Annotated in this window: 15 protein-coding genes; 5 read left to right on the top strand and 10 right to left on the bottom strand. The window is 62.1% G+C overall.

Going from position 1 to position 17224, the window contains the following annotated elements; genetic code table 11:
- Positions 1-304 precede the first annotated feature (304 nt).
- From OP10G_RS10160 to OP10G_RS10145, 4 genes are all read right to left on the bottom strand, one after another.
- Positions 305-3742, bottom strand: a complete 3438-nt coding sequence (locus OP10G_RS10160) for a YhaN family protein (protein ID WP_025226000.1) — start codon at positions 3740-3742, stop codon at positions 305-307.
- Entirely contained in the window at positions 3742-4998 is a 1257-nt protein-coding gene (locus tag OP10G_RS10155) for a metallophosphoesterase family protein (RefSeq protein WP_025226001.1), read from the bottom strand. Before OP10G_RS10155 ends, OP10G_RS10160 begins: the two co-directional genes overlap by 1 nt.
- A 112-nt stretch (positions 4999-5110) precedes the next feature.
- Positions 5111-5527: a prepilin-type N-terminal cleavage/methylation domain-containing protein gene (locus OP10G_RS24385; protein WP_025226002.1), complete on the bottom strand. Its 417-nt coding sequence runs from the start codon at positions 5525-5527 to the stop codon at positions 5111-5113.
- Between the two features lie 151 nt (positions 5528-5678).
- Positions 5679-6263: a DUF5655 domain-containing protein gene (locus OP10G_RS10145; protein ID WP_038474913.1), complete on the bottom strand. Its 585-nt coding sequence runs from the start codon at positions 6261-6263 to the stop codon at positions 5679-5681.
- Positions 6264-6282: 19 nt separating this feature from the next.
- Between OP10G_RS10145 and OP10G_RS24380 the strand changes: the two genes are divergently transcribed.
- Positions 6283-7119, top strand: a complete 837-nt coding sequence (locus OP10G_RS24380; RefSeq protein ID WP_025226004.1) for a prepilin-type N-terminal cleavage/methylation domain-containing protein — start codon at positions 6283-6285, stop codon at positions 7117-7119.
- A gap of 51 nt (positions 7120-7170) precedes the next feature.
- On the opposite strand, the gene OP10G_RS10135 is transcribed toward OP10G_RS24380, so the two are convergent.
- The 3 genes from OP10G_RS10135 to OP10G_RS10125 are packed head-to-tail and all read right to left on the bottom strand — an operon-like array spanning position 7171 to position 9202.
- On the bottom strand, positions 7171-7509 hold the full coding sequence (locus OP10G_RS10135; RefSeq protein WP_025226005.1) for a hypothetical protein: 339 nt from the start codon (positions 7507-7509) through the stop codon (positions 7171-7173).
- Between the two features lies 1 nt (position 7510).
- Positions 7511-8443, bottom strand: a complete 933-nt coding sequence (locus tag OP10G_RS10130) for a hypothetical protein (RefSeq protein WP_025226006.1) — start codon at positions 8441-8443, stop codon at positions 7511-7513.
- 9 nt (positions 8444-8452) lie between these two features.
- Positions 8453-9202: a ThuA domain-containing protein gene (locus OP10G_RS10125; RefSeq protein ID WP_025226007.1), complete on the bottom strand. Its 750-nt coding sequence runs from the start codon at positions 9200-9202 to the stop codon at positions 8453-8455.
- 62 nt (positions 9203-9264) lie between these two features.
- Between OP10G_RS10125 and OP10G_RS10120 the strand changes: the two genes are divergently transcribed.
- Positions 9265-11190 (top strand): NPCBM/NEW2 domain-containing protein, encoded by a 1926-nt coding sequence (locus tag OP10G_RS10120; RefSeq protein ID WP_025226008.1) that lies wholly within the window; start codon positions 9265-9267, stop codon positions 11188-11190.
- A gap of 58 nt (positions 11191-11248) precedes the next feature.
- On the opposite strand, the gene OP10G_RS10115 is transcribed toward OP10G_RS10120, so the two are convergent.
- Positions 11249-11512, bottom strand: coding sequence for a hypothetical protein (locus tag OP10G_RS10115; RefSeq protein ID WP_025226009.1), 264 nt, complete (start codon positions 11510-11512; stop codon positions 11249-11251).
- A 577-nt stretch (positions 11513-12089) separates the two neighbouring features.
- Here OP10G_RS10115 and OP10G_RS10110 point away from each other — a divergent pair.
- Together OP10G_RS10110 and OP10G_RS26790 are read left to right on the top strand one after the other, a co-directional pair.
- The gene (locus OP10G_RS10110; RefSeq protein ID WP_025226010.1) at positions 12090-12353 is read left to right on the top strand and encodes a hypothetical protein; all 264 of its coding nucleotides are present in this window, start codon (positions 12090-12092) and stop codon (positions 12351-12353) included.
- 131 nt (positions 12354-12484) lie between these two features.
- Positions 12485-14029, top strand: a complete 1545-nt coding sequence (locus tag OP10G_RS26790) for a M28 family metallopeptidase (RefSeq protein ID WP_025226011.1) — start codon at positions 12485-12487, stop codon at positions 14027-14029.
- 154 nt (positions 14030-14183) lie between these two features.
- Here OP10G_RS26790 and OP10G_RS26785 read toward each other — a convergent pair whose 3' ends face one another.
- The gene (locus tag OP10G_RS26785) at positions 14184-14714 is read right to left on the bottom strand and encodes a hypothetical protein (RefSeq protein WP_025226012.1); all 531 of its coding nucleotides are present in this window, start codon (positions 14712-14714) and stop codon (positions 14184-14186) included.
- A 178-nt stretch (positions 14715-14892) separates the two neighbouring features.
- On the opposite strand from OP10G_RS26785, the gene OP10G_RS10095 reads away from it, so the two are divergent.
- Positions 14893-15888: a Gfo/Idh/MocA family protein gene (locus OP10G_RS10095; RefSeq protein ID WP_025226013.1), complete on the top strand. Its 996-nt coding sequence runs from the start codon at positions 14893-14895 to the stop codon at positions 15886-15888.
- A 1-nt stretch (position 15889) separates the two neighbouring features.
- Here the strand turns inward: OP10G_RS10095 and OP10G_RS10090 are convergent, their stop codons facing one another.
- Positions 15890-17158, bottom strand: coding sequence for a nickel pincer cofactor-dependent isomerase, group 22 (locus OP10G_RS10090; RefSeq protein ID WP_025226014.1), 1269 nt, complete (start codon positions 17156-17158; stop codon positions 15890-15892).
- Positions 17159-17224: the final 66 nt, after the last annotated feature.

The raw sequence follows: 17224 nt of genomic DNA, 5'->3' as shown, positions 1-17224 counted from the left end.
GCCGCCGATTGTCTTTTCAACGGGATTCAACATCTTTCGATGACAAACCTTTCCGTCAGAACTACTTATCTGAACGTCTCTCTATGCGGCTTTCAAGGTTCCAGGCCAACCGGACTTAACCGGCGACGAAGAGTATTGTTCCCTATTTAGAGTCGCTTAATCAACCCCTAGCGAGACCTTCTTGGATTTTCGCGCTTCGTTTGGGTTCGGCCATACGTCTTTTCTTCTTGCTGCGCGCCTATAACGAGGTCCGGGCCAGTCAAAAACGCGGGCAAGCTCGCGCACTCCAAGGCGCTTCGCGTGTTTACCGGGCTGGAGTTGAGACGCGCATCTCGACCTGCTGGAACCGGTCTGGAATCACCGACTGCGCGAGTTCGACGATGTGGCGGTGGTGGGTGAAGAGGATCACCTGGGCACTGTCGGCGAAGTCGGCCAACGCTCTAAGCGCGAAGCCGGTGCGTCGGTCGTCCAGATGGATGAGAACGTCGTCCAAGATGAGGGGCAGCGGTGGGGTGCGGGCGATACGCTCTTCCAAACTCGCGAGGCGCAGGGCGAGGAACAACGAGTCGCGGGTCCCCTCGCTCATGCCGGGAATCGAGACCTGGCTACCGTCGCTCCGAACGGCAAAGAGTTCGACCTGATCGGAGTCGCCCACCCGCGCGACAAGATCGGAGAAATCGCTTCCGGTCAAAGTTGCTAGGCGCTCGCCCGCCTTCTGCAAGATTGGCCCCTGGTTTTCCTCGCGATACCGATCTGCGACGGCGCGGATGACATGGTATGCCGCCCGGACACTGGCGTACCGCTCGAACGTGGTCGCCATTCCGGCGGCGGCGCTCTCCATGTCGGCCGCCGCATCGGCGGCATCGTCGGCCCCAGCGATCGCTTGGAGCTTCATATTCGCCTCTTTCCAATCTTCTCTTGCCCTGTTTGCACCTTCCCGCGCCGCCTCCGCCCGCGCCTCTTGAACCGAGATCCGCGCCGGGAGGGAGTCCCGATCTTCGGAGTCGACCTCCCGGACAAACCGATCCAGGTCGCCGCCACCCACGAAGGCAGCCAGAGTTTCTTCCGCTGTCCGCTTCGTCTCCGCGTACTGGTCACGCAACTCGCAAAGCCGTTCGATCCGCTCCAGGTCGGCGAGGTCCGAGGCGCCGGCCACGAGCAGCAGCGCGGCGATCTCGGCGCGGCCTCTCTCCTCGGCTTTCCGGTGGCCCTCCGCCTCTTGGGTCTCTAAAACCAGCCGCTCTTGGCGCTGAGTCCTTTCCGCCGATGAAGCTTGAGCGGTTCGGAGGCGGGCGTCTAGCCTAGCCGCGAGGAGGGCCGGATCTCGTTCTGTTTCTCCAAGGGCGTCCCCGAGCAGCTTCGCGGATCGTTCGAACTCCTCCGCCTGCGCTCGGGCTGCCTCGATCGCAGCCGACGCCGCCGATCGGGCTTGCACCGCCGCGTCAATCAATCCGAGCCCATCCAGCGCTTCCCCGACCTCGGCCCAGGTTGCGTCCGAACCGAAGGCGCTCGCCGCATTCCGCCACGCTCCCTCGGCCAAATCGCGGGTGGCTTGCGCCGTTTTAAGAGCTGCCTCCGCATCTCGAAGCCGGACCCGCTCTTGCCGCAGAAGCTTGGCGATCTCCTCACGCCGCTGCTTTTGAGAGGCAAGGCGTTCCGCGGTTTTCATCGCGTGGTTAAGCCGGATTGAGAGCGAATCGCCCGTTTCGCTCACCGCGTCAAGCGCCGCGCACGCTTCCCGAACTCTTCGGTCGAGATCCGCTGCTTCCGACTCAGACCTGCCGAGACTTTGGTGGTCGGCCAAGAGCGTGGCCCGCTCCAACCGCCAACGCTCCATCGCCTCGTGCCCCAAAGGGACGACGCTTGCCGGACGCCAAAGGGCTTTCCATTCCCGGTCCGCCGCCTCCGCTTCCGACACCACGAGACCTTGGCGATCGACCAGCAATGCGATGCGCTCCTCCGAAGACTCGATCTTCTCGCGTAACTGGGTTGCTCGCGACACTCGCTCGGCGTCGCGGCCCAGCTCGTCGGCGATCCGGTCGCTCGATTCAACCTTGGTCTGATATAGTCCGATCTCTGCTTCCGACGCCGATTGCCAATGCTGCCGGAGCTCGCCGAAGAGCTCGTCGCGGTCGCGGCGAGCCGACTCCACATCTTCTCTTTGCAGCACGCGGCCGGAGGATTCGAGCTGACGAAGTTCGCTTTTGGCACGAAGCAGATCCTCCTGTTCGCGTCTAAGCTCGGACTCTGCCTCGCGAAGCTCGCCGGCTACCGACTCGAAGCGACGTTTCGACGACGCCACCGCCGCTTCATTCGGGATCGACGCCCGCGCGAGGGCGTCCCAGCCGCCTACGCCCGGCGACATCGCGGCGAGGCGATCGTCGAGCTGACGGCGATTTCGCTGATTCTCCGCCCGGAGGCGTGTGAGTCGGTCCTCGATATCTCCGAGCGCGCGAGCGCTCTCAATCGCCGCCACCAGTCCCTCCAATGGGACCTCGGCAGGCAGACCTTCCCACTCCTCCTCCCACCACGACACCTCCCGGCGCGATGCGTCTACGGCCTCGCTCCGTGAGCTCAAATCCCCTAAAGCTTTGTCGTAAGCAGCGCCCAATGCCCGCAAGCGCGACCGGGTCCGTTGATCGGGCAGATCGTTTTCGATCCGATCCAGCGAGACGCCCAGTCCGTACGTCGCGATCGCCCGGCGGACCTCTTCGGTCTTCAGCTCAAAGACGGGCCGGTGCTCCGCATCCACTTTTCCTAACGCCTCGCGTACCCGCGCGGCGGCGAGGACCAAGTCTCGAACCTCGTTCTGGCGCTCCAAAACCGCGTCGTCCACCTCCAACCGATCGATCGCTGTCCGCTCGCGCTCCGCGCGAGCTTCCGCGGCTTCGGCTTGACTCGCCGCAATCGAAATCTGCAGCTCGCATTCGGTCCTTCGACTCCGGGAGTCGCCCGGCAATTGGGGGAGTCGACCGAGATCGGAGAGACGCTGAGAGGCCGCAAGGTATTGGCCAACCGTCGGCGCCGCGTTTTTGAGCCGTTCGAGCCGCCCTAATTCGGCTTGGATCTGCTGGAAGTCGAGCTCCTTTGCATCGCGATTCTGCCGCTCGACCTCTTCACCCTTGCGCACCCGATCGTATTGGGAGCCACTAACCGAGGCGCCGTTCATCCTCAGCCGGGCGAGCTTATGGGTTTCACTGAGCGCCTTGAAAACGGATGAGCCTTGCGGCCGATAGAGCTTCTTCGCCTCGGCTTCCAAATCTTTCAGCAGCGCGTTCAGGTGGACCAACCCACCCGATTGGAAGAGGGCGTTGGTCAAGTTTCCCTGTTGCTGCAGCAGATCCTGAGCGCCCGCCCGCAACGTGGCGTAGCTAAGCCCCCACAAATCGCGAAACAGCTCACGAGACGCTCCGCCCAGCATCCGGTCGAGAATCGCCGGATCGATGTCACGGTCGGCGGCGTCGAGCAGGGTCTTTTCCCGCCCCTTGCGGCGGCGCACGAACAGGTTTTCGGATCCTTCCAACTCAGCGGAGATGCGAAGCTTCTTGTACTCGTGGCGAAAATTGTCGTCGGTCTTGGTTTCGATTCCGAAGAGGAGCGCCTCGATCGCCCGGAGAGCGCTGCTCTTGCCCGCCTCATTCGGGCCGTACACGATATGGAAGCCTCGCGAAGACGTTTCGAACGTGAGGATCTCCCCTTCGAACGGGCCATAGGCTTCAAGGTTGAGCGTCCGGATCCGCATCAGTCGAGCACCTTAGAAACCAATAGCTCCTGAACATCCGGCGTCAACCTGCGGATCCACTCCTCCGCGCCGAAACCTTCCAAACGTTCGAGAACTTCCCTCGGAAGTTGAGCCGCGATCGGGCGCAGGTCCTCGTTTAGGACCTCCAGCAAGGTCGACGGAAGCTCGTCAAGCGCTCGAAGGAGATCGCCGATCGGCTCGTCCTTGGTCCGGAGGGATGCCACGTCGTGGTCGCCCTTGAGCTCGATCCGCACCTTTTCGACCCACAGCCCCGCGCCACTGAGGTGGTTGGCGAGGTTGCGGACCTCGGTGACGAACCCTTCCCGGTCCCGTTCGATCGCTGCCCGCGCGCGAGAACGGCCGTGAATTGTGACCCGGGCGGCAACCAGACGACCGCCCGCGCCGTCCTGGACGGCCAGCAAAGCGAGGTGGACGGCGGCCAACAGCGACTCGCCGTCGGGGATCCCGGTCGCGTCGACCCTGCATTCCGCCCAGCGGACCACGTCGCAGGCGTGGTGGACCGGAGCAAGGACCTGACCATCCTCGACGCGCACGATGCTGAATCCCTTATCGCCGGTCTCACGGGCATGCCGGCCTTGGAGATTTCCGGGAAAGACGGCCCAACAAGGATGCTCCGGGACGCGGAGCAGCGTTTCGCGCTTGTGGACGTGGCCTAGCGCCCAGTAGTCGTATCCCCTTTGCGCAAGCACGCGAGGGTCGCACGGAGCGTAGGAGTCGTGCCCTTCCCGGCCGTCGGCGCTGGTGTGGAGCATGCCGACGTTGACGAAGCCCCCTTCGGGTTTTGGGTAGGCCGCGCTTAGGTCGTCGAGTACCTCCCTCGTCCTGAATCCTTGCCCGTGAACGGCGATTCCGATGTTCGGGAAGTATTCGGTAGCCGGTTTATCGGTAGATAGAACCCGGACGTTATCCGGATAGCGAAGCGAGCGAGAGATCTGCGACTCAGCGTCGTGATTTCCTGCGATCATCACCACTGGGATTCCCGCGTCTCGAAGCAGGCTCATCTGCTTCGAGAAGAACAGGCCGGTGTTGTAATCCTTCCAATCTCCGTCGAAAACATCGCCCGCAATGAGAACTAGATCGACGCCTTCGTTGATCGCTACCAAAGTGAGCTCGGCAAGAGCCTTACGGGAGGCGCTTCGAAGCTCGTCGACGGGCGCGCCTTCGTACCGCTCGAGGCCGAGCAGTTTGCTGTCCAAGTGGATGTCCGCACAGTGCAGAAAGGTGACGGTGGACATGGAGGGTGGACCGTTAATGTAGCACCCTGGAGCTCCCCAGGGGCCGTTGCGACAAAAAAGCCGCGGTCCCTTTCGGGAGCCGCGGCCGGGGAGTCTTCAGGCGCTTTTCGACTTACTTGGTCATCACGCCAGGGATGAAGCCGTTGTGGCCGGCTTTGTTGCAGCTGATGCCGAGGGAGCCGGTGGGGATGGCGGTGGAGGCGCCGCTCTCGTCGTTGACCGAACCGGTGGTGGCGATCGAGTAAGCGCCGCCGTCCGGACAGCTCGGCACCGCGCCGAGGTCGGGAGTGAGAGCGGAGATCGTCATCGTGGTGAAGTCGGCAGCTCGGTTCTTCACCTTCCATGCCTGGGCGGCGTTGGCGATCGACTGCATGTTGGCGCGGCACGTCTTCTTACTGGAGTCAGCGACCGAGCTCAGGTAGAGCGGCAACGCGACTGCCATAAGAGTGGCGAGGATCAGGACGACGACGAGGAGTTCGACGAGGGTGAAACCACGGCGGTTTTTACGAGACTTAAGGTTGAACATCATTTTCTGGTCCGTGCTAAATTCTTTACAGTGGCTTCGGTTTAGGTTGCCTACCTAACTCTCGGGACCCTTAAGAAATTTCCTTACCCTTACCCATGAAAAGTGCCCAACGGACCGCACTCTTAGCCCTATCGAGTCCTACTTTGAACCTGCGCTACTTTGCTGCTTCATACGCGTTGCGCAGCCAACCGAGCAATTCCGGGTCGACCTCATCGGCACTTGTCACTCGAACACGGTGAGTGAGCATCGCGTTGAAGCTCCCCGACGCCTCTAGCCGGCCGACGGGTTCAATCCCCTTGAGCTGGATTCCCACGTCTAGACGTCCGGCGGCGGGTTGCAGGACGGCGAACTGCTTCGCCCGGCGCAGACTCAGATACCCCTTCTTCGGAGCGACATCGACATCCGAGCCGAAAGCCTGGATCTTGGGCGCCAAGACGTCGTAAACCGCCTTCGCATCCGGACGCTTGGAAAACATCTCCGCCACCGGATCGCCGCTTTCCGCTTTCGGTTCGGCCCCGGCGAGCAAATCCTTCGACCGCAGAGCGATCTGGTTCGCGTATCCATGGGTCACGCCGAACTCCGACTTGATGCCTGAGACGATCTCGCCGTGCTTCTGCCACCCTTTCTCCTTGATCACTTCGACCCACTCTTCCAAAGAGCGGCCGGTGGTCTCCTTCAACGCGGCAACCATTTTCGCCAGGCTTTCTTCCGGTCGGATCGGTTTTTTCTCTTCTGCCATGCCAAACAGCATAGTCCCCTTGAATCTTTACTTTTTTGTGCAGTATGATCTCGCCGTTCCCAAGGAGCGCCTTATGCGAAACGCCTTCACCCTCATCGAACTCCTCGTCGTCATCGCGATCATCGCGATCCTCGCCGCCATCCTCTTCCCAGTTTTCTCCCAAGCGAAAGAGGCGGCCAAGGGGAGCGCCTGCATGTCGAACATGAAACAGATCGGCGTGGGCACTCAGCTTTATCTGGGCGACTTCGACGATCAAATGCTCTTCCGCGCCTCGACGAACGCCGCCTCGACCCGGGCCAACGTCTCGATCCCCAACACCAATAACGGCGCCCGCTGGTGGAACATGCTGATGCCGTACATAAAGAACAAAGAGGTGTATCGCTGTCCCAGCGACTCGACGCCAACCCTTAGCCCGGATTCCGACGGGCTTGCGTCGATTCCCCGGTCTTACGTCGCAAGCGCCTCGGCCGAGTACCTGAACATGTCGCAGATCGGCCGCCCAGCGGAGATCATCTTGATCGGCGAGAAATGGGCGAAGGGATCGGACGGCCGGGCACTCAGCGAGCCCTGGCTGGAGGCGTTCGACGGCGACATGAGCGAAGATCCGCGGCGCCCCGGCCACATGGTCGTCTTCGCCGACCGCCACGCGAACGGTATGAACGCTTCGTTCTTCGACGGACACGCGAAAAGAACGACGCCGACCGCCATGTGGAACTCGGTGTACCTAAGCGGATGCATCCTCGTTCACCAATATCCGACCACGCGTATGTGCGATAAATCGTTTGCCGGCTGCACCCGCCTTGGCGCGGAGAACCTCTGCAACAGCGATAAATTCTTCCCGTACCCCTCCGAGTAAAACAGAGGATCGGCAGGTGTCCAAACCGGCCGGTTCACCGTCGCTACGAAGTTAGTCCACTCGGACGTACGTATCGGTGGCCTTGAAGGCGGTGAGCGTCAGCTTGCCGTCCTTTACTTTGTAGGGCCACACGTAAAGGTCTTTGGCCGAGTACTTGGAGACGATACAGTCGTCCACGACGCGGTAGTGGAAGGCGGTCCCGTCCAGATCGCCGGTCCCGTCGGAGAGAAGAATCAACCGCCGTCCCGTGCCACCCGATCCGGCCGGCAGCTCCAGTTGCCAGGAGCCGACGCAGTCGGCCCGCAGCCGATGTCGGGCCACGTAGTAGCCGCCTCCGGCTGCGAGGAACAGAGCGATCACCGTCGCAACGATGTTACGGTTTCGGTGCATATCACTGTGACGAGCGGGCGACGCTGCAGATCCTTTCGATTCCCATCCCGCTGATTAGTAGCCGCTCTTTGTGGTTGCTCAGCAGACTTCTCGTCCAGTTCGTGAACCCGCCGTCGGCCAGGAACATCTCTTCGCCACCCAAGGTATCGGCATAAATGCCGAAGCAGATTCCATCGTAGTAGCCACGCCCCGGCTGGCGGTCCGGGTCTAGTTCCATTCTAACGCCATTGAACTCGGACGAAAGACGCTCGCCGATTTCGCTCAGGAACTCTCTCCGCTCGCCGGTGAAGTCGGTGAGAGCGACCCTAATCTTGTCTAACCACCCATTCTCTTGACCCGCGGAGAGGATCCGCAAATGCACCTGCAGATGCCGTTGCAACTCCTCCCGCTCGAACCCGAGATTCCCCCGGTCGCGGCCGGCGCTGCAAAGCGCGAACGCCTTAAAATGAGCGAACGAGTGTGGACCTTTGAACTCCTGTGCCCGCACCAGCCGGTGGCTGCAGCACAGCCGAACTTCGGCCGTCCCGCTACGACGCCGCACCGCGGCTTCGAGCGCCATCACGTTGGTGCAGTCGGACACCACCTCCGTGCCGCGCATCGTCGAGACCACCTTGTTCTGATCGACCGTCGCCACCACGGACGACGCTCCCAGCGGGCAGACCGTCGAAAGCTCGATCGGTTCGAAGTCTCGCGCCGCTTCGAACGCGAGCGCGTCGATCCGCAAAAACTCCGTGGGAGAAATCGGGGAGGGACGAACGAATCGATTGCTCTCGTAAGCCGCAAGGAGCTGGGCGGGTTTGAGCCGGGCCGACCTACGCCGAGCCACTTCTAGAAGGAGCGATTGAAGATCGGTCGGACTGAGCCGTTCCGAGAGAAGCTCGAGCACTTCGACGCCCTCGCTTTCTCTCAGAATCCGGCTCAGAATCGGGGACATGGCCGCCCGCTAGCCGGTGACCTTGCCTGCCCAGCGTACGGCGTTGTAGATCACCTTGCGGACCTTGGGGTTGAAGTAGGTGTCGTATGTCTCGTGGCCCGGTCGGAAGTAAAAGACTCGGCCGATACCATGCCCCTGACCCTTGCCTCCGCCGGGACCAGAGGTGAATTCCGGGTCGATCCCCTCGCCGACGGTCCAGCAAATCCCGCTCGGGAAGACCTCGCCGCCGAGTGGGAAGTAGCTCTGGAGGACCAGGACTTCGTGAGGGGGAACGTCGAACGGCCCGCCGTACATCTCTTCCGCCGCCAAAGTGAAGTCGGTTACCCCTTCGGCGATCGGGTGCCACGGCGCGCACACGCGGATCTCCTCGGTGTCGTTGCTCTCCCGCCAGCCCCCCTTGAGGTGACCGGTCGCGTCCAGTACCTTGCGGAAGGTCTTAGAGTAGTGCGCCGAGTGAAGGGCAACGAACCCCATGCCCCCTTCGCGGACCCGCTTAGCCACTCGCTCCGCCACCGAGTCTTCGACCTCCCCGTGGCGGGCGTGGCCCCACCAAATCAGGACGTCCGTGTTGGCGAGCGCCTCATCGGTTACGCCCTGCTCGGGCTCGTCCAGGTGCGCCACCTTGACTTCGAGCTCGGGGCCGAGCTCGCGAAGACCTTCCGCGATCGCTCCTCTAAGATTCTCGGGATAGAGCTCTTTCGGAGCGTGGGCGGGATTTTCATCCCAAATTAGAACGCGGAGGGCCTTAGCTTCACTCATAGGAGTCATTTTAGGGCGGCGAGGGGGTTCCAACGCAATGCGTAAACGCGCAAACTGGGAACATGACGCCAACGCTTGTTGCCGCCCTTGCTCTCGCCACCCAAAACGGCGCCGATGTGGTTCGCCTTCAGGACCTCAGCCTTAACTCGATGTCGCAAGACTACGGAGCCCCGAACGTTGCGCGCACCGTCGACGGCAACCCGCTTAAGCTCGGTGGGCAAACGTTCGCCGAGGGGGTTGGTACCCACGCCCGGAGCGAGGTGATCGTGCGGCTCGGAGGCCAGGCGATAGAGTTCACGGCCACCGTCGGCGTCGACGACGAGACCGAGGGGAAAGGAACCGTCGTCTTTCGTGTCTATGCGGGTGAAAAGCTGGCGTTCGACTCTGGCGTGATGCATTCGGGCGATAAGCCGAAGGCAGTCAAGGTCGATCTAAGAGGCGCCAAGGTGCTGCGCCTGCTCGTGACGGACGCCCGCGACGGAATCGACCACGACCACGCCGACTGGGCGGACGCGCGAATCACCGTGTTGCCCGGCAAGCGAAAGGCGATCCAATCCGGCATGCCAATGGAACCCGCGATGAAGATCGCGATGGATACTCCAAGCCGGACGGAGATCAACGGCCCCCGAGTGGTGGGCGGTACGCCGGGTCGAGACTTCCTCTTTCGAATCCCAGCCAGCGGAAAGCGTCCGCTTCGCTACCGCGCGACCGGTCTCCCCGAAGGGCTGGCGATCGACGCGCAGCGGGGCATCGTTTCGGGTCGGGTCGCCAAGGCTGGCCGCTATAACGCCACGATCACCGTCGAGGGGCCGGGAGGGCGAGACAGCCGTTCGTTGCGCCTCGTTTTTGGATCCCACCAGCTCGCGTTGACGCCGCCGATGGGTTGGAATAGCTGGAACGTCTGGGGACTCAACGTGGACTCCGACAAGGTTCGCGCCGCCGCCGACAGCTTCGTGAAGAGCGGGCTGGCCGATGCCGGCTACGCGTTTATCAATATCGACGACGGTTGGGAAGCGCCGAAGCGGAACGAAGACGGCGAGATCACGCCGAACGCGAAGTTTCCCGACATGAGCGCGCTCTCAACCTATGTCCACTCGCAAGGTCTCAAGCTGGGGATCTACTCCTCACCCGGCCCGCAAACGTGCGGTGGCTATCTGGGAAGCTGGCAGCACGAATTCCAGGATGCCAAGACGTACGCCAAGTGGGGGATCGACTACCTCAAATACGACTGGTGCAGCTACGGCAACATCGAGCCGAGGCCGGACCTAATCGGGCTGCAGAAGCCTTATCGGATGATGCGCGCCGCGCTCGACGACTCGGGACGAGACATCGTCTTTTCGCTTTGCCAGTACGGCATGGGCGACGTCTTCAAGTGGGGCAAGCAGGTCGGAGGCAACGTTTGGCGAACCACCGGGGATATCACCGACACTTGGGGGAGCATGAGCGGCATCGGCTTCGCCCACAGCGAGAAGGCAATGGGCGCCCGCCCGGGCGGCTTTAACGACCCAGACATGCTGGTCGTCGGAAACCTTGGCTGGGGACCGAACCCTCGCCCGACGCGGCTCACCCCTAACGAGCAGATCACCCACATCACGCTCTGGTCTCTGTTGGCGGCGCCGCTGATCATCGGCTGCGATCTGACCAAGCTCGACCCGTTCACCAAGGCAGTCCTGACGAACCACGACGTGGTCGAAATCGATCAGGATCCGATCGGCAAAGCTGCTACTCGTCGAAAGAAGACTGGCGACCTAGAAGTATGGGCGCGCCCTTTGTGGGACGGGTCGTACGCCGTCGGTCTATTCAACCGCGGTTACGAGCGAGCGAAGATTAGTGCCGATTGGAAAGACCTGGACGCCCACTTGGGCGGCAGCCAGCCCGTGCGCGATCTGTGGCAGCGCCGCAACGTGGGGTCGTTCTCCGGCGGCTACTCCGCCATGGTGCCGGCCCACGGAGCGGTGCTCATCCGCGTCGGCAAAATATCCAAGTGAGCTTGTTCGCAGTCGCCGGCGGTGGGTTCGCTCCGCCGGCGACCAGGATTTCTTGGTTCTAATACCAGTCGTACTTTCGGTTCAGCCAGGGGATAAGACCCCAGGCCAGGCCGATCAGAACGAATAGGACCCCCATCCATAGAAACATGCTCCCCAAAACGGTCGAAGCGTTCTCGGCCGCCGCCGCGGTGAGCGGGCGATCTTTGGGAAATACTGGGGCGGGAGTTCGCCTCACGACAACGGACAACGCGATGAAGGCGAATCCGGCGAGGGTCGTGAGAATCCACTCGATATGAAGTAGCAATCCGGCGAACGATCGCAACGTATTTTGGCCAGATGAAGTACGCGGATCGGGCGGAACCATGCTAAACAGACGCAAGTAGCCGCCGCCCGTTGCGGGCGGCGGCTACTTTGAATTCCTAGGGGTCGGCGCTACGACTTCTTCGCCCGGCCGTATCGGATCTTTTCGATCGACATGGCTACGATGACGTAGCCAAGGGCCACGAAGGAATATACGTACAACGCCAAACTGATTTTCGGGTTCATGGCTCCTCTAATGATATGTTACGGAGGGGGGTCCAACAGCAAGTAAAGATGATAGCTTTACGGCAATATCCCACGCCGTACGGGTTGAAGTTCTTGGCATCAACGTGGCCAGGGCCGACTCGATGCGACTTGCTTCAATACGATTCGACCGAATTGTAGCTTTGCCGAGGTCATCCGAGGGAGTCCCCTTTTGGGACCACACCCGTTTGCTTTTTCATTTTACTAGCTTTCGGTATTGCATCGGTTAAACCTTCCATTACAGGGCCTAATGCCCAAATCTGAACCGATTCAGCTCATCTAGTATTTTTACTAGCCCAAATGGATGAGAGCAACGACGTACCCTTTACTTACACGTGTTGGCACCCGATCAGATCATTACGTTTGTGCTTCTCGGCATGCTCGCGGCGGTAGGAATCATCGCCGTCATGGCCCTCATCGCGTCTCGCCACGATCGAGATCGAAAAGTTGCCGCGGCCACTCCCCAAGAGAAATTAGAATACGCCCTGGAGATGCGGCGGCGACGCCGATTCGCTGAGACGTACCCCGAGTGGAGCGGCCGAGACTTCGAGGCCGACCGCACAAGCCCCTGGCATACCGACCCGCAGTTCGCGGAGTAAACCGCGGCGCGACGCTGCTTGGGGACGGTTCGGCTTCAGAAGTTCCCCGTCCGAAGCTTTGGAGTTGTAGGATATCGGTATAGGTCGTTTTCCCGGTTCTCGCCGGGATATTGCCTCATCGATCCAAGACCATGAAGCTATCACTTCGAAACGCCGCGCTTGCGGCTTTGCTCCCCCTCGCCGTAACCGCCCTCGCCGGAAATAGCCTCACGCTTGGCGATCCGGCCACGATCGACCGCATTGTCGACGAGGGTAAGAACCACAGTCACGTCATGCGGTTCTTGACGACGCTGACCCAAAAGATCGGCCCGCGATTAACCAGTTCCCCTCGCCTTACCAAGGCCGAAAACTGGGGATTGAGCGAGTTTCGGAAGATGGGCTGCACCAACGTCCACCTCGAGAAATGGGGAGAGGCGCCGGTTGGCTGGGATCGGGGAGGTCAACAGGTCGCCCGAATGGTCGAACCATTCCAGACCGACATGGTCTTCACCACCCCAGCTTGGACGAACGGCACCCGCGGAATTCAGCGCGGTAAGGTCGTTCGCGCCCCCGCCACCCCCGAAGAAGTCGCGCAATCGCCGGATAAGTACAAGGGAGCTTGGGTCCTGATGGCACCCCCCACCGGCGGAGGTGGCGGCCGTCCGGCAGGTGGACCTCCGGGTGGCGGTCGTCCCGGTGGCGGAGCCGGACGTGGCGCCGGTGCAGGTGCAGGCGGAGGTGCCGCCGCACCTCCAGCCGGTGGGCAGGTCGCCCCTAGCCCAGTACAACTCCTTCGCGATGCCTTGGAGAAGGCGGGCGCCCTCGGCACGATCACTGGTAGCCGGAACGAGCTCGTGGTCACCGGCGGCACCTGGCGCGACAAGACGTTTGCGAACCATCCGGGAATCCCTCAAGTTACGGTCCGCAAGTCCGACTACGACCGCCTGAGCCGCAACCTCGACTTTGGACGGAACGTCGCCGTGGAGATCGGCGCGGAGAACCATTGGTACAAGGGGCCGGTTGCGATTCACAACGTGGTCGCGGAGATTCGGGGTACCGAAAAGCCGGACGAAGTCGTGATCGTCAGCGGCCACCTCGACTCTTGGAACGGCCCCGGCTCACAGGGCGCGCTCGACAACGGGACCGGAACGTGCACCGCGCTCGAAGCGGCCCGTATCCTAACGCGGGTGGGGGCGAAGCCGAAGCGAACGATTCGGTTCATCCTCTGGACCGGCGAAGAGGAGGGGCTCTTCGGCTCGACGGACTACGTGAAGACCCATGAGGCGGAGCTGCCGAAGATCTCGGCGGTCCTGGTCGACGACGGCGGCACGAACTACCAGGGCGGTTATCAGGGGCTCGCGTCCCAGCAAGCGCTCTTCGAGGAGGCGTTCGCCCCGAGTGTGAAGGCGTTCCCGGAGATGCCGATGAAGTTCGTCGCGGTCTCCGGCGATCGGATGCCCCGCGGTGGCGGCAGCGACCACGCGCCGTTCAATCGAGTCGGCGTCCCCGGCTTCTTTACCCTCGAAACCGGCCGGTCGGACTACAACTTCGTGCACCACACGCAACACGATCGGCTCGAGATGGCCATTCCCGAGTACCTCGTCCAGAGCGCGACGAACCACGCGGTCGTCGCCTACAACCTCGCTTGCGCCCCGGACATGGTCCCGCGCGAGCCGAAGCAACCAGCCGGAAACTAGCCCGGCTTCGCCGGGGAGCATACGGAGCTATCGGAGCTATCGGAGCTATCGGAGCGTGGGAGATTTAGGGTAATGCCGAACGCTCCGAACGCTCCGAACGCTCCGAACGCTCCGAACGCTCCGAACGCTCCGAACGCTCCGAACGCTCCGAAGGCTAACCACCTAGCCGATCGCGGACCGCCTTGGCGGCGTTTTCGGCCGTCGTGGCGGCGTCTTCGTAGGTTCTTTGGGCCTGGCCCAGTCTCGCGTCTAAGTCTCGGTAGGTTCGGTCTGCGGCTTCGAGTTTGGATCGCACGTCGTCGACCGTTTTCCCGGCGTTCTCCTTAAGCCGCTGCGCTTCCGCCACCTTGTCGTCAAGCTCCTTGCGGAGCTTTTGGATATCCAATGCCGCGCGCAGCCGCGTAATTTCGGCCTCGGCGGCCGCCAGCCGCTCGCCCGGCTTCAGGGAGTCCTTCGCCTTCTCGAGCGCCGACTTGGCGCTCTCCAAAGCGTTTTCTGCAGAGTCTGGCGAGAGCTTAGATGCCTGATCGCTCGCCGCCTTCCAAGCGTCCCCGGCCGCCGAAGCAACCCGCTTCGCCGCCTGCCGCCCCAAATCTGCCCCCTGCGAGACCGCCGCATCCCGCTCATGATCGGTACACCCGAATGTGAGTAAAGGAAGCAAGAAGAAAACGATGAGTCGAGGCATGAAAAGAGTTACGTTGAGTAGAAGGCAGAGGGTGCGTGGTTTAACAAGGCGTTGGGCGTTGGGCGTTTAGCCTCCAACGCCCCAACGCGTTCGGGCTCTTCGACAGTGTGCTGGTATTACCAAACGCCCAACGCCTAGCGCCCCAACTCCCCCCTCTTCGAGTAAGCTCCCCGCCGGCATGGCAGACAAAGTGAAGTGGGGGATTTTGGCGACGGGCGGCATCGCGCATCAGTTCGCCGGTGGACTCAAGGCATCGAAGACTGGCGAGCTCGTAGCGGTCGGTTCGAGAGCGCTGGATACCGCGAAGGCGTTCACCGATAAGCACGGCGGAAAGCCGTACGGATCGTACGACGAGGTGCTCAGCGACCCGAACGTCGACGCGATCTACATCGCGACTCCCCACCACCTCCACTACGACTGGACGATCCGATGCGCGGAGGCGGGCAAGGCGATCCTTTGCGAAAAACCGTTCACGCTCAACGCGATCGAAGCTCAGCGCGCCCTTAACGAGGTTCGCAAGAACAAAGTCTTCTTCATGGAGGCGTTCATGTACCGTTGCGCGCCCCAAACCCTGAAGGCGAAGGAGCTCGTACAGAGCGGCGCGATCGGCGAGCTGCTCGTAATCAACGCCGAGTTTTCGTTTGCCGCCGGCAAAAGCTGGGCGAACTTCCGAACGGACGGATCGCTTGGCGGCGGCGGACTTATGGACGTCGGCGCCTATCCGATTTCGCTATGCCGTCTGCTCGTGGGCGCCGAGCCCGAGGTGGCGCATTACTCCGCGAAGATCAGCGAGAGCGGCTATGACGAACACGGCTCCGGCTGCCTGCGCTTCCCTAGCGGAGTCACCGTCCACTTCGGATGCGGCATCCATTGCAACATGCGGAACCATGCCCTCATCTACGGCTCCGAGGGGATGATCGAAATCGAGAATCCGTGGAAGGTCTATACCGGCTCCAAGATGACGTTCCATCGAAACGGCAAAGACCCGGAGGTTTTCGAGATGGGAATGACCAACGACGAGCTATACGCCGCCGAAGCGGACGCCGTGGCTCAGTTCCTGGAAGCCAAGGAGTGCCCATACATGACCCTTGACGACACCCTCGGAAACATGCGAACCCTCGACATGCTCCGACAAAGCGCGGGACTCGTATTCGCCGCCGAAAGCAAGGCGTAAGTCACCGGGGCAGCAGATCCCCGTTCGGGTCGAACGGTATCGCCTCCGGTGGGTCCAACACCGTGAGATCGGGATGTCGTTCGACTTCGGGCAACAGGGCGGGGGAGACCCAAAGCTCGTCGAGGCGGGCTGTGTTCTTAATTCGGCAGACTTTCGGCTCTCCTTGCACAACCGCCGAGTACAGAGCGACCTCGATGGCGTCGCGGTCGGTCGGGAGCGCCAGCGGCATGCCGGCTTCGAGAGTGTTCATACAATCCGGCTCGGAGGCGGTGAGGATGTTGATGTACGTCGTCGCGGGGTCGTACTCGCGCATAAACCGCTCCGTGATGAAGTCGGCCAAGCCAACGCCGATCGCGTTCCCCAGCGAGGCATAGGTTAGCGAAAGCGGGACGATCCGGCGGTAGTTCGGCTTTCGCTCTCCCCCATGGGTTCGCCACTTGCCGATAACGTTTACGTCCATTCCGGTTCCGGAGATCTCCTTTCCCATTTCGTCGACGATGAGCAGGTCGAGGTCGTCGAACGGGATCTTGGCGAGGTGCACCCTCGCCAACCGGAGGAGCCGTTGATCCGCTTCCAAGAACGCCTCGTAAGTCGGCTCGACCACTTCGATTAGGGTCGGCTCATGGAACGCGTTTTCGACCATCGTGATGCCGAAGATCACCTTCGCGCGAGCCAACGTAAGCTGCGGCACCGCGCGGACCGAGTCCCACAGGCCACTGCTATGGGCTTGCTGGGCGCCGGCTTGCTTGCCCAGGCCGACGGTGGTCATCTTCAGAAGCCCGGAGGCGATCCCTTCGATGCTCTCGGGATGGGTCTTGGTTCGACCGAGGACGATAACGCCGTCCGCCTCGTGTGCCCACCGGTCGAGATGCGCAACCGCTCCGGAAGACGAGGTGCCGAGTTCCAGCGTCTCCATGGACGCCTTGATGGGGGCGATTTCCTCGGTAACGCCGAGGCGGCGGAGCAGCTCCGTTTGTCCTTCGGCGGTCGCGCCGCCGTGGCTGCCCATGGCCGGAATCAAAAAAGGCTCGCCCCCCACCGATCGGATCGCGTCGCACGTCCCTTGGAGGAGGTGGATGAACCCGCCCATCCCACGGCTTCCGGCGGTGATCGCGATTCGGTCGCCGCGCTTAACTCGAGTGGCCAAGCCACGGTCGAGTAGCTGCTGGCGGACGGTTCCCCGCACATCCTCGACCTGGCTGGAATCAAGGCGTTGCCGCACCCGGGCCATCGGCGGCGCCGAGCGACGTGGGAAGGCGAGGGTCTTCATTTGGACCCATCGTAACACGTAGGATCGCGCACCGGGCGGTGAGCGGAGGGGAAGCCGATGCTACTT

This window comes from Fimbriimonas ginsengisoli Gsoil 348 (assembly GCF_000724625.1).
Taxonomy (GTDB): domain Bacteria; phylum Armatimonadota; class Fimbriimonadia; order Fimbriimonadales; family Fimbriimonadaceae; genus Fimbriimonas; species Fimbriimonas ginsengisoli.
The sequence above is the reverse complement of the archived record's forward strand: the minus strand, read 5'-3'. Positions and strand labels throughout refer to the sequence as shown.